This window comes from Kaistella montana (assembly GCF_024436175.1).
GTDB classification, from domain to species: Bacteria; Bacteroidota; Bacteroidia; order Flavobacteriales; family Weeksellaceae; genus Kaistella; species Kaistella montana.
In genome coordinates this window covers 649,690-665,025 of record NZ_JANFQP010000002.1, presented here as the reverse complement: position 1 = coordinate 665,025, position 15,336 = coordinate 649,690, and the positions used below count along the sequence as shown (strand labels likewise).

The following is a 15,336-nucleotide window of genomic DNA, read 5'->3' as shown; positions in this document are numbered from 1 at the left end:
AAAATTATTGATTCAGTTTATTTTTTTGCACCCAATCGCTCGTTGATTGAAATACAGAAACGCAGTCATCAACCAAATTCTGTACCGTATTTTTAACGAGATTTTCATCGTAATAAAGCTTGAAATTTTCAGGTAAATCCGATTTCTGAAGGGTTAGTGAATACTGCCTTACTTTTTTTGTCGGAGAAATTACGGTCAAATAATTATCTTTAATTAAACCCAAATCCTGATAAGTCGCTACATAAGCTTTCGGCTGGAAACTACCGCTAAAAACATCTTGTCCTAAAAATTTCGACTGATAATTAAAATTTAAAAGTCCAAATAAAGTAGGCATCACATCGATTTGCGACATCAATTGGTTGAATTGTCTTGGAGCAACGAAACCTTCAGAAAAAATCATTCCCGGAATTCGGTATTTGTCCATAGGAAGCTCGGTTTTTCCTGCACTCGATGCACAATGATCTGCAACAATAACGAAAACGGTATTCTTGTACCAATCTTGTTTCTTCGCCATTTCAAAGAACCTCCTGAGCGAATAATCGGTATATTTCACGCCGCCATCTCGCGATTTTGCAGTTCCTGGAATATCAATTCTTCCTTCCGGATAAGTGAATGGTCGGTGATTGGAAACCGTCATCCAATGGTTGAAAAAAGGTTTTCCCGATTTCGCTTCCTTATTCATCACTTCAATCGCTTTTTTCGCCATATCTTCATCGGAAACGCCCCAAACATTCGCGAAAGTAATTTCTTCTGGTTTAAAATCGTTTCGGTCCACAATATCGTAACCATTTCCTTGATAGAAATCTTCCATATTGTCGAAATAGCTGTAGCCACCGTATAAAAACTTCACATCATAGCCTTTCGATTTGAAAACGCTTCCTGTGGTGAATTTATTCTTATTATTTTCTCTTTTAATAATGCTTTCTCCGGCAGTTGGAGGAATACAAAGCGTTAATGCTTCCAAACCACGAACGGTTCTATTTCCGGTCGCATAAAGATTGGTAAACATCAGAGATTTATTGGCTAAACTATCCAGAAAAGGCGTAATTTTTTGCGTATTTCCGTAGTGAGCAAGAAAATCAGCGGAAAGACTTTCAATGGAAATTAAAACGACATTTTTCTTGAATTCCGGATGTTCAGGGCTAATATTTCTTGATAAAATTGGCGGTTGAAATTGTTTTAAAAATCGTTGTTCAGCCAAATTCTCGTCCATCGTTGGATAGAATTGGAAATAATCGAGTTCTTTTTGGGTGAAAGCTTTGTAAAATTTCGGGAAACCATTTGCCTGAATTTCTTGCGCAAAAGTATTGTTGGTTTTAATGGATTCTAATTTCGGAATCACCACCAAACTTAAGCCACACAACACCAAAAAAATACCGAGCAAAATGAGTTTTTGCTTAAAATTCGGAAGATCAAGCAACTCGCCTTTCGTTTTTTTGAATACCAACCAAGTTATGACTAAACTCAGCGCGAAAATCACGGAAAACAGAGGAATTACCGGATAACTTTCCATGATATTTCCGATAACTTCATTGGTGTAAATCAGATAATCTACCGCGATGAAATTGTACCGAACCCCGAATTCATTCCAGAAAAAGTATTCGCTTACGGCATTGAAAATAATCAGTAAAACATAAAGAAACAAGGTAATGAAATAGAGAATATTTCGGATTTTCACTCTTTTTGCAGGCAAAAAAAGCATTAACCCAAAAAACAAAGTTTTCATTCCAATAAAAGCCATCGCGACTTCCGGAAAAGAACCTCCATATTGCTTGAAAATATTTCCGGGAACGAAAGCTGTATAGCAAAATGCTGCTACAAGTACTCCGAAAATGATATAACCGAACGGTTTTTGGTATTTAGAATTCGATAAAAATAGAAAATACAACGCCAATAAACTGCTCGACAAAACGAAAACAAAAATATCACTGAGCAATCCCACCAATAGAATTTGCAAACTTTCAAAAACCCCGAAACTCGCATTGGTAATAGGGTGAAAGATAAAAACAACTCTTAAAACCAAAGACACCAGAAGATAAAAAATCCCGAGGTACAAAAACGGTTTAATTTTTTTGGAATCCATTTATAATTATTTAGTCAACCTCAATTTTTTAAATATGAGATTTAAAATTGATGTAAAACTACAAATTTCCAAAACCAATATTCCCCTTTTTCACAGAAAGATTTCTCTTGAAATCAATCATTTGCAAAGCGGTTACTGCAGCTTCTATTCCTTTGTTGCCCAAACTTCCGCCGCTTCTGGCGATCGATTGTTCTTTGTTGTCATCGGTCAACAGACAGAAAATTGTAGGTATATCGGTTAAAATATTACAATCTTTAATTCCTTGCGCAACAGCCGAACAAACATAGTCGAAATGCGGAGTTTCCCCGCGAATTACGCATCCAATCGCAATCACCGCATCAAATTTTCTCTCTTTGCAAAGCTGCATCGAAGCATAATTGAGTTCAAAAGCGCCCGGAACTTTAAAAATCGAGATATTTTCTTCTTGTACGCCTTCTTTTTTAAGTACTTCTACTGCTCCGTCACGAAGATTATGGGTTACAAAATCGTTCCATTCAGAAACAACAATGCCAATTCTAAAAGAACCGGCATTATCAATCTGTAATGGTTTGTAATCTGAAAGATTTACAGTTGCCATTGTATATTTTTTATTTAGTAATATTTTACCATTTCGATGTAGGAATCAGACATTCCGTTATCGTAATCCTGATATTTTTCGTCGATGGTAGAGAAGTATTTTTTCGCTTCAGCATTCTTTTTCAACGCCAATGCTACCATACCAGCTTTTCTTGTAAAATAATAAGAAGTGTAAGGATCATCTGAAGCAGAAGTTGCTTTGTCTAAAAGCGATAAAGCTTCTTCATTTTTATTAAGGTTCGCTTGGCAATCAGCCATCGCTCCATATTTCAAAGCCATCAACACTTTATTTCCTGAAGAAAATTGATCGAGCAAATTGTATGCTTCCTGATATTTCCCTTCTTTGAATTTCAAAAGACCTGCGTTGTAAGCAGAAAGTTTCCCTACTTTAGTTCCGGAATATTCATTGTATGTTCCCAAATATCCAGGGTTCGCAGCGGTTTTTCCACCCAATGCCAATTCTTCTTTTCCATCTGCTAAGTTTTTCTGAGCAGCAAGATAGCTCAAAGTAGCTTCTTCATTTCTCGGCGCTACATAAAACTGCTGAAACGCAAAATAACCCAAAACTGCGATAACCAAAGTTCCGAAGACAGTGATTAAAGTTTTAGAATGTTTCTCTAGAAAACGTTCTGTATCCAATGCACCACGGTCTAAATCTTTGAAAATCTCTACTGTTTCCTTCCCTTCTAGATCTTTTTGGTGGTTGTGCGTTTTATCTTTTGCCATAATAGTATTAAAAATTGAAGTGCAAATTTAGATGTTTTATAACGATTTACAAAATTATGTCTGAAAAAACATTTTCATTATTAAATTCTCCTCAAAATAATGATTTTTTGAGTGAAATCTTTAAGCATCTTAATATTCTAAAATACTATAAACTTCCGCATCGAATTTCTTCAGAACTTCCTCTCCGTGGAGGTCTTTTAAACCAATTAAAAAACTGAACTGCACGACTTTTGCTCCTTGTTTTTCTACCAACTGAGCAGCAGCTTGAGTCGTTCCTCCGGTCGCGAGCAAATCATCATGAATTAAGATTCTTTGTCCTGGTCGTATTTGTCCGGTACGCATTTCGATTTCTGCGGAACCGTATTCCAAATCATACTTTTCACCAATAAATGGCGGAGGAAGTTTTCCTGCTTTTCTAATTAAAATAAAAGGAACTTCCAATGCAACAGCCACTGCAATTCCGAAAAGATAGCCTCGACTTTCGATACCACAAACGGCATCTACTTTTCCTCTGCTGAAATTTACAAGATCGGCAATCACATCTTCGTACAGTTTCGGTTGAAGAAAAATCGGTGTAATATCTTTAAACTGAATCCCCGGCTTCGGAAAATCAGGAATATTTTCTATCGTATTTTCTAAATTCCGGATGAGTTCGCTTTTGCTCATTATTAATTGATTTTATAACTTGAAATTTTCCACTCGCCGTTGACGTTTTTTAAACCAAAAGTCACCAAAAGCGAAGTGGTTTGTCCGTTTTTATCAGTCACATCGTAAGTAGCATTCACACTTGCGTTGTTGGAACTCACATTATTCGTGGTAATGTTTTTTACATTAATATTTTTCACTGCACCAAACCCGGAAGTCGGATTGGAAAAAGTCTCATAAGAACCCCAACTTGGATTATCAGAAGTTTCATAAGCTCCTTTTAAATTTTTCGCACTCAAATTATTCAAAAACTTAGAAACACTAGCTTTTGGATCAGCGGTAACGGCTACAACTGGTGTTTCCGTTGCGGTTGCATCTTCAGTCGGAGTTGTAGACACATCAGTAGTTACATTCGCTGGATTATTGGCTGGATTTCCGGAAGGCATCAATAATGCTTTTGGATTTACTGTAACGCCAATTTTCGACATTTTAAAGGTTTTCTTAGTTGTTTTTACAGAAACGGTGATATCGATTTGGTTATTAGAAATTTTATCCGCAGGTAAAGATGCAAATCTCATATTGAAACCTTTGAAATTATTATCCAACATCAAATTTTTGGAGGTGAGGATTCTGTTACCGTTGCTGAAGACTTCAAGTATCGTTTCTAAAGCAGCTCCTTCGAAAACAATCGGGTTTCCTGAGCGATCTACCAACCTCGGTACAATTTGCAAGGATTTGGGCCCTAAAACACTATCCACCGCCATTGGTTTTGTAATAATACTTAGAGCATTGGCAGAAATATCATTCGGATCGGATTCTTTTGCCATTTCATTTCCGAAAATATTCATTTCACCCAAAGAAGGCGGCCCTGTACTGGACCAATCGATTCCATTTTTTTGGGCAACTTGATCAGCAAGTGCGAAAATCTCTGGAACTTTCTTTCCATTAATTAGTTTTCCCAAAGCATTCAATTCGTTCACATCACCATCAGCTTCCACTCCGAAAGTTTTCAGGATATAAAGTGCTTCACTGAATTTAACTTGCTTTAAAGTATTTAAACTCGATGCCATATCGTTAATACTCGATTGCAAAGTTTTGGTATTGGTAGCATCTACAGAATCTTTCTTGCAGGCAATCATTAGAAAGCAAAAAAGAAACAAAAACACGATTTTCTTCATAAGTGATGGGTTTATTACAAATTTAAAAAAATTCCCGACAATGCTGGGAAATAATTTATATAATGGGCACATAAAGATTCCTTTGACAAAGTCTTCAATTGATTTTTCTTATGAATATTTTATCTTAAAATTAAATGATGAATTAAATAAACCAAAACAACGCATAAAAAAGTCCTGATAATCAAATTACCAGGACTTTTATTATTGATTAATACCTTATTAGAAAGGATATTCGTAGATTTTAGATTCTTTAAGGAATGGGTTACCTTCAGGAAGTAATTTCAGTTTAGAAAGCGCTGACATTACTACGAAGATGAATAAACCTACTCCAAACAATACGGATCCTAAATTCAATAATAGAACTTCAGGAGTTTTCCAGTAAGGTCCTACTGTTCCCGGCATTACCATGTTGAAATAATCTAACCAGTGACCGCAAAGTACGATAATTGCCATTACAGTAACTACAGTATAGTTTCTCTTAATGCTTGAACTTACCAATACCAAAAGTGGAATGAGAAAGTTAATGATCAACATAGGTAAAAATGTTGGTGCATAATATTTGAATCTTCCGAAGAAATAATTCACTTCTTCTGGTACGTTTGCATACCAATATAACATGAATTGTGCGAACCAAGTATAGGTCCAAAGCATACTTGTAGCGAAAAGGAAAACCCCTAAATCGTGCAAGTGATTATCATTAAACTGTGGTAAAAAACCTTTTTTCTTCAAATAAACACTGATCAAAATGATCGCAGCAATAGAAGAAGAAAGACAGCTTACCATTGCATACCAAATATACATAGTAGAATACCAGTGAGGGTCAATAGACATCAACCAATCCCAAGCCCAAGCTGCAGAAGCAAAACCGAAGAATGCGATATAACCTACACTCCAGCTATAATAGCTTGCGTAATCTTTTCTGCTTTTGGTTTCATCTACTTTCTTAGAAAGAGATTTCAGTTTCCATGCGAAGAAAGAAGCTCCAATTACGTAAATAAGGGTTCTAACTGCATAGAAAGGTATGTTAAGGAAAATTTTCTTTTCGAAAAGGATAGCATCAAAATGAATGTTTCCAGGTTCTGTCAATTCCGGATCCATCCAGTGGAAAAGATGTCCTTGATGGGTGATATTCAAAATCATAATAATCACTAAGATTGCCCCACCATAAGGAATATAAGAAGCAATTGCTTCCATAACTCTTAAAATGATGATAGACCAACCTGCGTGCGCTGCATTTTGGATACAGTAAAAGAACAATGCACAACAGCTTAAAGCAAATAAGAATACCGCCACAGCATGAATCGCTGCTAAAGGCTGGTTATGAATCTGCAATGTAGCATGTTCCAAATGAGCTTCATGATCTTGTGGACCAACCATTTCGCTGGAATGAGTAGGAGCATGATTTCCTCCGGCATGTACCGCTTCCATCATGTGTTCTATCTTTTCGGGGCTAATGGATTTGTTCATAAAATAACCTGCACCAAAAAGCACTAATCCCAGAACGATAAATATGATTGAATATAATCTTAATTTAGGTGAAAAACTATACATTTTTTAATACTTTTTATTTTTGAGGACTAGTTGTTACACTTGTTGAAGCTACTGCAGCTGCTGGTGTAGCTGCAGGTGCAATTCCGCCTTTGAAAGCATTCATTACATACATTGCAACTCTCCAGCGGTCACCCGGTGTTAGTTGTCCCGCGTATGATCCCATTGCGTTTCTACCATTGGTTAAAACATAATGTACAGATCCTACGGTAATTTCTCTGTCGGCATATTTAGGAACTCCCGAATAAGCACCACTTACTACAATCGGACCTTGTCCGTCACCTGCTGTACCGTGACATGCAGCACAAGTTCTGTCGAACAAAACTTTACCTCTTTCAAGGTCTTTAGCCTGATTAGCTGGGTTAAGCGGAGATGCTGTAATCGTTTTAGACTCATCATATCCTGCGTTATAAGTATCTGGAGTCATTCTGTCATTTGCTGCCACATCTGCAACGGCATCTTTATCATGAACTACAGTTCCGTTTACAGGTCCTAATCCAGTAGCTCCATTATTTTTAACGAATGCAGGAATTTCATTTTCATGAGTAGAATATGCATCTTCTGCTTTCATCAAAGGATCATAAGCGACAGGGTAATACATATCCGGAAAATAAACCAAAGGTGGATTTTCTTTACTGCAAGAACTTAAGGAAATTGCTGCAAATCCTAAGATAGCTGTAATTTTAATAATATTCTTTGTCATTTTAAGCATCTTTTACAGTTATTTCTTCAACTCCGGTATCAATCAGAATTTGCTTTACAGCATCCACATTGTCGGTAACAAATTCCATCATAAATTTATCATCGGTTGTTCTTGGATCTGGGTTCTGAGGCGGACATCCAGGATACATTTTGTTTCTTACCAAGAAAGTAAGTGACATCATGTGTGCAGCACAGAATACCATTAACTCAAACATCGGAACAACAAAGGCAGGCATGTTATGCGCCCAGTCGAAAGCGGGTTTACCACCGATATTTTGTGGCCAGTCATGGTTCATGGTATAGAAAGTAACCAAACTACCGATGGTAACTCCATATACTGCATAAAGAAAAGCAGCATCGGAAATTCTGGTTTTTCTAAGACCTAAAGCTTTGTCAAGCCCGTGAACCGGAAACGGAGTATATACTTCGTCTATTTTAATTCCTTTATCGTTAAATGCATGTACGCCGTTCATTAAATCATCGTCGTCTGCATAGATTCCAAATATTCTTTTAGTGGTGCTCATCTTCTTCTTTTGCTTTATAAGTTTCACCAGATATTTTCAAAATAGATTTTAATTCAGCCTGTGCAATTACAGGGAATGTTCTGGCGTACAATAAAAATAACACTCCGAAAAACCCTATCGTTCCAAGGAATACCCCTACATCAATGATTGTTGGTTTAAACATCGTCCATGAACTTGGTAAGTAATCTCTTGAAATATTGATAACGATAATATCAAATCTTTCAAACCACATCCCGATATTAATAATCAAAGCGATAAAAAATGTTGCGAAGATGTTGGTTCTAACTTTTTTGAACCAAAATGCAGCAGGAACTACAAGGTTACAGATAATAAGCGACCAGAATGCCCACCAATAAGGACCTGTAGCTGCTCCCGGAGAAAGATAAGTAAAGTCTTCAAATCTTGATCCTGAGTACCATCCGATGAAATATTCAGTTGCATATGCTACGGTTACCATTCCACCTGTTACGATGATTACGATATTCATAATCTCGATGTGGTACATGGTGATATAATCTTCTAAGTGACAAACTTTTCTTGCAACAAGCAATAAGGTTTGTACCATTGCAAATCCTGAGAAAATCGCACCCGCAACGAAATACGGAGGATAAATTGTGGAGTGCCAACCTTTGATTACCGATGTAGCAAAGTCAAAGGATACCGTGGTATGTACCGAGAATACCAATGGAGTTGCCAAACCTGCCAATACCAAAGATAATTCTTCGAAACGTTGCCAATGTTTTGCTTTTCCACCCCATCCGAATGCTAAGAATGTATAAATTCTTTTGGTCCAAGGAGTTTTAGCTCGGTCTCTGATCATTGCAAAGTCAGGAATCAATCCCATAAACCAGAAAACGGTTGATACGGAGAAATAGGTTGAAATTGCAAATACGTCCCAAAGGAGTGGAGAGTTAAAGTTACCCCAAAGTGAACCGAATTGGTTTGGCAAAGGGAAAACCCAATAACCTACCCAAACTCTACCCATGTGGATTACCGGGAAAAGCGCAGCTTGTACAACGGCGAAAATCGTCATCGCTTCAGCTGAACGGTTTACAGACATTCTCCATCTTTGTCTAAACAATAAGAGAACTGCAGAAATAAGGGTTCCTGCATGCCCGATACCTACCCACCATACGAAGTTGGTAATATCCCAACCCCAGTTGTTGGTTCTGTTGAGTCCCCATGAACCGATACCTGTACCAATAGTGTAAGCAATACAACCAAATCCATAGATGAATAGTGTTAAAGCTATCCAAAATGAAATCCACCAAAGTTTTCCGGCTCTTTCTTCGATAGGTCTTGCGATATCTTCTGTAATATCGTGATAAGTTTTGTGACCAATAATTAAAGGTTCCCTTATCGGAGCTTCGTAATGTCCTGACATTTTTTACCTATTTATTATTTTTAAACATTGTTTTCTTTTCTGTTTCTCACTTTGGTATGGTAGAAAACGTTTGGTTTTGTACCAATTTCCTCAAGCAAAGTATATCTTCTGTTGGTGCTGTATAATGCTCTTACTTCTGAAGTTTTGTCATTCATATCACCAAACTTCATTGCTCCTGTAGAACAAGCGTTCACACAAGCTGTAGAGAATTCACCATCTTTAACTTTTCTTCCTTCTTTCTTCGCTTCTAGGATGGTGTTCTGTGTCATTTGAATACACATTGAACATTTTTCCATTACCCCTCTTGTTCTTACAACAACGTCTGGGTTAAGAACCATTCTTCCTAAATCATTATTTTGGTTGAAGTCGAATTTATCATTAAGGTTATAAGTAAACCAGTTGAATCTTCTTACTTTATAAGGACAGTTGTTTGCACAATATCTTGTACCGATACATCTGTTGTAAGCCATTTGGTTTTGTCCTTGTTTCCCGTGTGAAGTAGCCGCTACTGGACATACAGTTTCACAAGGAGCGTGGTTACAGTGCTGGCACATTACCGGTTGGAAGATCACATCTGGATTATCCGCTGGATGATTAAGGATTCCGCTATCTTTATCGAATGCGTGACCATACATACCAGGAACATCAAGATCAGCAGTGATAGCTTCTTCTTGAGAAAGTTTGCTATCTTTATTCAAATCCATTTCTGCAGGAACTGAAGTAGAATAGTAACGGTCGATTCTCAACCAGAACATATCTCTCGACATTCTTACTTCTTTTTTACCTACAACTGGCACGTTGTTTTCAGCTTGACATGCAATTACACAAGCTCCACAACCTGTACAAGAATTTAAATCTACAGATAAATTGAAGTGTGGTCCATCGGTATCATCAAATGCATCCCAAAGGTCAACTTTTCCTGCTGGCAATGCTCCTCCGATCGTGTGATATTCTAAAGGCTTATTCCAACCTAGTTTTTCATCATCGAATTTTACATTTAGGAAAGTATCTAAAGGAACTTCTCTTGCGATTTCATAACGTCCCATTAAGGTATTTTGAAGCTGCATTCCTGCAAATTCATGATCTTCACCTGTTTTCTCAATTTTTACATTAGATAAAACCAAGTTAGAACCATCGAATAACGGGTAAGCGTTTACACCTGTTTCCGCTACTTTACCTGAATCTTTTTTACCATAACCAAGCGCCAATCCCATTGATCCTTCCGCTTGTCCTGGTTGAATAAATACTGGTACATCTTTAATAGTAACACCATTTACCGTAAGATTTACTATAGAACCATCCAACTGCATTCTTGCATTAAGATCATTATCAAGTCCTAATTTTTCGGCATCTTTAGGAGATACTGTTAAATAGTTATCCCAAGACAATCTTGTAATTGGATCCGGCATTTCCTGCAACCATGGGTTGTTGGCTTGAGTACCATCTCCGATAGAAGTTTTGGTATAAAGAACTAATTCAAGATCTGAAGCTTTAAAACCAGACAAATCTGAAACTGCTTGAGCAGCATTTCCGCCTGTATAAGAAAGTGTGGTAGCAACACCGCCCTCCAAAACTCCATTATAAAGAGCTTTGTTGAAGGTTGTTCCTCCAATAAATGAAGCTGCGTTGGCTTTTAAATAGTCGTAGTAATTATTTGCAGCGCTGTCTTTTCCATTCATCCAAACCAAAAGAGATTCTTCGATCTGTCTTGATTTATAGATTTTTTGGATGGTTGGCTGCATTAAAGTATAAACTCCGGTTTGTGGAGTCATATCTCCCCAAGACTCTAACCAGTTGGCAACTGGGATAACAGCTTTCGCTGCTTTGTACATTTCGTTTTTCTTATCAGCAACAGCAACTACACAAGGTACTTTTGCTACTAATTTCTTGAAATCTTCACCTTTATTGTTTGAATAAATTGGGTTTACGTTGTTTGTGATTAATACACCAACTTGCCCTGCATTCATCCAAGATAAAAACTCTTGATATCTTACTGCATCAAACTCTTTTAAGAAACTTGCTTTGCCTGTGAAAGCAGCAGATCCTAATTTTTGGTTGATTAAATGTGCTAAGACGTGTGCCGCTTTGGAACCATCCGCTAAAACAACAGCGTTGCTGCCTTTCGCTTGTAATTCTTTCACTATTCCCGCTGCTTCTTTACTTGTAGCACCACCGTTCAAACCGTTGTAAACTTCCACAAGAACTTTGTTTACTGCGCTTGGTTTCAATTTAATTCTTGTATCGGCATTGGCTCCGGTTAAAGACATGTTAGATTCCACTTGAATGTGTCTCAACATATCTGGTCCTGGCTTTCTCGCTGCTGCGTAAGAAGTTTCTAAAGAACTTCCATTATAATCTCCTAAGAAATCAGCTTGGAAAGAAACTACCAATTGACTTTTTGAAAGATCATAAACTGGTAAAGCTCTTTGTCCGAATACTTCCTGAGCTGCCTCCAAAGCTGCAGTATGAGGGATTGCATCATAAGTAACCAATTCCGCTGTTGGATATTTGGCCTTAAAGTCTGTAAATAATTTTTTGAAAGTAGGAGAAGCGTAAGAATGTGATAAAACCACAATTTTCTTACCTCCAGCTTGTGCATCTGCCAAACCTTTTAAAACGAAATCATCAACTTTGTTGAAAGTTTCATCTTTACCATCAAGTTTTGGTTGCTTTACTTTATCATTATCATAAAGTGAAAGAACTGCCGCCTGTGCTCTAGCACTGGTTTTACCCAACTCTTTTGCTAATGGGTTTGGTTCAATTTTGATTGGTCTTCCTTCTCTGGTTTTTACTAAAACACTTGCGAAATCGTAACCGTCAAAATAGGTTGATGCATAATAATTAGGAATTCCCGGGATAATTTCGTGGGGTTTCACCACGTAAGGAATGGTTTTGAGCACTGGTGCTTCACAGGCAGCTAAAGTAACTGCAGCTGTAGAGAATCCTAAAAGTTTCAGGAAATCTCTTCTTGAAGTTCCTGATTCGTTCGATTCACCATCTCCCAATAACTCATTCACCGGAATTTCATCCTGAAATTCTTTTTGAGCCAGCTTACCATTTAAGCTTGGATCTTTCAGTTCGTGAATACTTCTGAATTGTATTTTATTTGAAGCCATTGATACTTCTAATTTTTGTTATTAATAATGACATTTACCACACTCAAGACCTCCAATTGCATCTACCGTAATTTTAGTCCCTGAACCGTATTGTTTTTTCAGTTTTTCGTGTAGATTTTTGAAGTACTCTTTATTATAACCGTTGTTCATATCAACTTCTGTTGTTCTGTGACATTCGATACACCATCCCATGGTGAAGTCATTCGCCATTTGCACCACATTCATGGTATCAATTTGTCCGTGACAAGCTTTACAAACTACATCAATTTTCGCATCAGGATTTTTCTTGTTGAAAGAATTGATAATCGCTTGCTCGCCTGCAACAACGTGTTGCGAGTGATTGAAATAAACAAAATCCGGCATATTGTGAATTCTAGTCCATTCCACTGGTTGTGTTTTTCCTGTATATTGTTGTTTTGCAGGATCCCAACCTGTTGCAGCATAAATCTTCTGAATTTCACCATCGTAGAAACTCTTATCTTTTCCTGGCTCCAAATATTTACCATTGTACTCAGAAATTGTTCTGTGACAATTCATACAAACATTCATAGAAGGAATCTCAGAAACTTTACCATATTTTGCAGAAGAGTGACAAAGTTGACAATCAATTTTATTTTCTCCAGCATGGATTTTATGAGAGAAATAAATTGGCTGTTCTGGCTTATAACCTTTGTAAACGCCAATCCACATCATCCAGTTCCAAATTCCGTAAGCAGCTAATACTCCGAGAACCACTAAAATTCCTTTGCCGATAAAGTGATATCTCTTGTACATATCCGCAAATGAAGTAGCTCTAGTTTCGTTAAGCCCCGCCAATTCTTCAGATTGCTGAAGTTTCACCAATTGTCTCAACTTCAAAAGTAACCATAATAAAAGACCTCCAATTGCAAGCAATGAAATCAAAATGATTTTTGAATTGACAGATTCTTTTTTAGCAGCTTCCAAAGCAGCAACTGAATCCGTACCAGTAGACGCAGCAGCATCAGCAGCTGGCTCTGGAGCAGGAGGATTGGTTGTGAATTCTAAAATGTCGTTAATATCCTGATCCGAAAGAGCAGGAAACGCAAGCATTTCAGTCTTGTTGAATTTATTAAAGACTTCATTGGCGTATTTATCACCAGAAGCCCTTAATGCTTTGTTATCTTTAATCCACTTGTGAAGCCAATCTGTATCGAGATTCTGCTCCTTTTTAAGTCTGTCTACTACGCCTCCTAATGCAGGACCGATAATTTGTTTATCTAATGCGTGACATGCGGTACAGTTTGCTTTAAAAAGCTTTTCTCCGTTTTTCGCATCTCCTTGAGCGTAAATAGAAGCACTGGTCGACAGCAATAGACCTATTGCGATAAGACCCCTTTTGTAATGCTTTCTCCAACTAATCATTTATAAAATCTTGGGTTAGTAAAATATTTTGAGTTTACTTTTCAATAGCGCAAAAATAAGACTTTTAACAGAAAATTAACGGTAGAAGCATGAGCAATTCGTCTTTTTAGTTAATTTGTATTAATTCTAAATAACAAATGTTGGTATGATTTTTATTTGTTTTAAATTTGCATAAAAATAATCTTTAATGAAATATATCCTTAAAATATTCACAGTTCTTTGTTTTCTAGTTGCGAATTCTATTGATGCACAATTAGTTGTAAAAAACGACACTATTTCCGGCACACCGATAACATTAAGCATGGACAAAAAAGTGGACGAACTTCTTGAAAGTGCAGAAAACAAATGCGCAACCACTATCACGAATACTTACTCAGACAACACTCCGAAAACAACCATTCCGAAAATTTCGGTGCCTGAAAGAAATTTGTCACAAGCAGAAATTTGCAGAAGAAACCCACGTATTATGGGATATAAAATTCAACTTGCAGTAGTAAAAAGCAATGAAGAAGCGCGAGAAGTGGGAATGTATTTCCGCAGAAGGTTCCCAAATATGAAAGTAGAAATCGATGCTTCTTTAAGACCTAATTATAAAGTAATGGCCGGAAGTTATTTGTCCAAACAAAGTGCTGCAGCTGATTTATCAAGAATCCGCCAGTATTTTAAAAGCGCAATCGCTATTCAGTATCGCGTTTTCTGTGTAGAAGCAAAATAATATCTTTATATAAATATCAAAAAAGCTCAGAAAATTTTCTGAGCTTTTTTATTTGAATGGAATTTCAATTAATTCTTCACCAACAATCTGAAACCTTCTCCGTGAACGTTGATGATCTCCAAACCTTCGTCATCTTTCAATAGTTTTCGGAGTTTTGCAATATAAACGTCCATACTTCTGGCGGTGAAATAATTTTCTTTTTTCCAGATTTTTCTTAGCGCCAAATCTCTCGGCATAAAATCGTTTCGGTGCATACAAAGTAACTTCAACAATTCATTTTCTTTGGGTGAAAGTTTATATTCATTATCCCCAACTCTCAACTGACGTAGCATCGAATCGAAGAATGTATTAGAGATTTTGAATTGTTCTTGCTCTTCATCTTCCAAAACTGCACTTCTTTGCAAAATTGCTTTAATTTTATACAATAAAAGCTCCGTATCAAAAGGCTTGGTGATATAATCGTCTGCTCCGAGTTGATAGCCTTTCAAAATATCTTCACGCATATTTCTCGCAGTAAGGAAAATAATCGGAGTGTTTTTATCAATTCTTTTAACGTCTTCAGCTAAACTGAAACCGTCTTTTTTAGGCATCATCACATCGAAAATACAAATATCAAATTCGTTTTCTGTGAATTCTTTCAAACCTTGTTCACCATCGGTCGCAAGGGTAACTTCAAAATTATTTATGGTTAAATAATCTTTCAAAACAGCACCAAAACTTTGGTCGTCTTCTACTAATAAGATTCTGTTGCTCATA

At 36.9% G+C, this 15,336-nt stretch carries 13 protein-coding genes; 1 reads left to right on the top strand and 12 read right to left on the bottom strand.

The window, feature by feature from the left end; genetic code table 11:
- Window positions 1–4: 4 nt before the first annotated feature.
- The 11 genes from NOV28_RS09295 to NOV28_RS09245 form a co-directional block, all read right to left on the bottom strand.
- Entirely contained in the window at window positions 5–2,083 is a 2,079-nt protein-coding gene (locus NOV28_RS09295) for an LTA synthase family protein (RefSeq protein ID WP_255930108.1), read from the bottom strand.
- Between the two features lie 58 nt (window positions 2,084–2,141).
- Window positions 2,142–2,660, bottom strand: coding sequence for a 6,7-dimethyl-8-ribityllumazine synthase (ribH, locus tag NOV28_RS09290; RefSeq protein ID WP_255930106.1), 519 nt, complete (start codon window positions 2,658–2,660; stop codon window positions 2,142–2,144).
- Between the two features lie 14 nt (window positions 2,661–2,674).
- The gene (locus tag NOV28_RS09285; protein ID WP_255930104.1) at window positions 2,675–3,385 is read right to left on the bottom strand and encodes a YfgM family protein; all 711 of its coding nucleotides are present in this window, start codon (window positions 3,383–3,385) and stop codon (window positions 2,675–2,677) included.
- Between the two features lie 129 nt (window positions 3,386–3,514).
- Window positions 3,515–4,051: an adenine phosphoribosyltransferase gene (locus NOV28_RS09280; RefSeq protein ID WP_255930102.1), complete on the bottom strand. Its 537-nt coding sequence runs from the start codon at window positions 4,049–4,051 to the stop codon at window positions 3,515–3,517.
- 2 nt (window positions 4,052–4,053) lie between these two features.
- The gene (locus NOV28_RS09275) at window positions 4,054–5,208 is read right to left on the bottom strand and encodes a hypothetical protein (RefSeq protein WP_255930100.1); all 1,155 of its coding nucleotides are present in this window, start codon (window positions 5,206–5,208) and stop codon (window positions 4,054–4,056) included.
- A gap of 219 nt (window positions 5,209–5,427) precedes the next feature.
- The gene (locus tag NOV28_RS09270) at window positions 5,428–6,759 is read right to left on the bottom strand and encodes a quinol:cytochrome C oxidoreductase (RefSeq protein WP_255930098.1); all 1,332 of its coding nucleotides are present in this window, start codon (window positions 6,757–6,759) and stop codon (window positions 5,428–5,430) included.
- A 13-nt stretch (window positions 6,760–6,772) separates the two neighbouring features.
- The gene (locus NOV28_RS09265) at window positions 6,773–7,468 is read right to left on the bottom strand and encodes a c-type cytochrome (RefSeq protein ID WP_255930096.1); all 696 of its coding nucleotides are present in this window, start codon (window positions 7,466–7,468) and stop codon (window positions 6,773–6,775) included.
- Entirely contained in the window at window positions 7,461–7,982 is a 522-nt protein-coding gene (locus NOV28_RS09260; RefSeq protein WP_055042053.1) for a DUF3341 domain-containing protein, read from the bottom strand. Before NOV28_RS09260 ends, NOV28_RS09265 begins: the two co-directional genes overlap by 8 nt.
- Entirely contained in the window at window positions 7,969–9,366 is a 1,398-nt protein-coding gene (gene nrfD / locus NOV28_RS09255; RefSeq protein WP_255930092.1) for an NrfD/PsrC family molybdoenzyme membrane anchor subunit, read from the bottom strand. The genes NOV28_RS09260 and nrfD overlap by 14 nt, the downstream gene beginning before the upstream one ends.
- A 20-nt stretch (window positions 9,367–9,386) precedes the next feature.
- Window positions 9,387–12,482, bottom strand: a complete 3,096-nt coding sequence (locus NOV28_RS09250) for a TAT-variant-translocated molybdopterin oxidoreductase (protein WP_255930090.1) — start codon at window positions 12,480–12,482, stop codon at window positions 9,387–9,389.
- A 21-nt stretch (window positions 12,483–12,503) separates the two neighbouring features.
- Window positions 12,504–13,865 (bottom strand): c-type cytochrome, encoded by a 1,362-nt coding sequence (locus tag NOV28_RS09245; protein ID WP_255930078.1) that lies wholly within the window; start codon window positions 13,863–13,865, stop codon window positions 12,504–12,506.
- 187 nt (window positions 13,866–14,052) lie between these two features.
- On the opposite strand from NOV28_RS09245, the gene NOV28_RS09240 reads away from it, so the two are divergent.
- Window positions 14,053–14,580, top strand: a complete 528-nt coding sequence (locus NOV28_RS09240) for an SPOR domain-containing protein (RefSeq protein ID WP_255930076.1) — start codon at window positions 14,053–14,055, stop codon at window positions 14,578–14,580.
- 68 nt (window positions 14,581–14,648) lie between these two features.
- Here the strand turns inward: NOV28_RS09240 and NOV28_RS09235 are convergent, their stop codons facing one another.
- On the bottom strand, window positions 14,649–15,335 hold the full coding sequence (locus NOV28_RS09235) for a response regulator transcription factor (protein WP_255930074.1): 687 nt from the start codon (window positions 15,333–15,335) through the stop codon (window positions 14,649–14,651).
- Window position 15,336 lies beyond the last annotated feature (1 nt).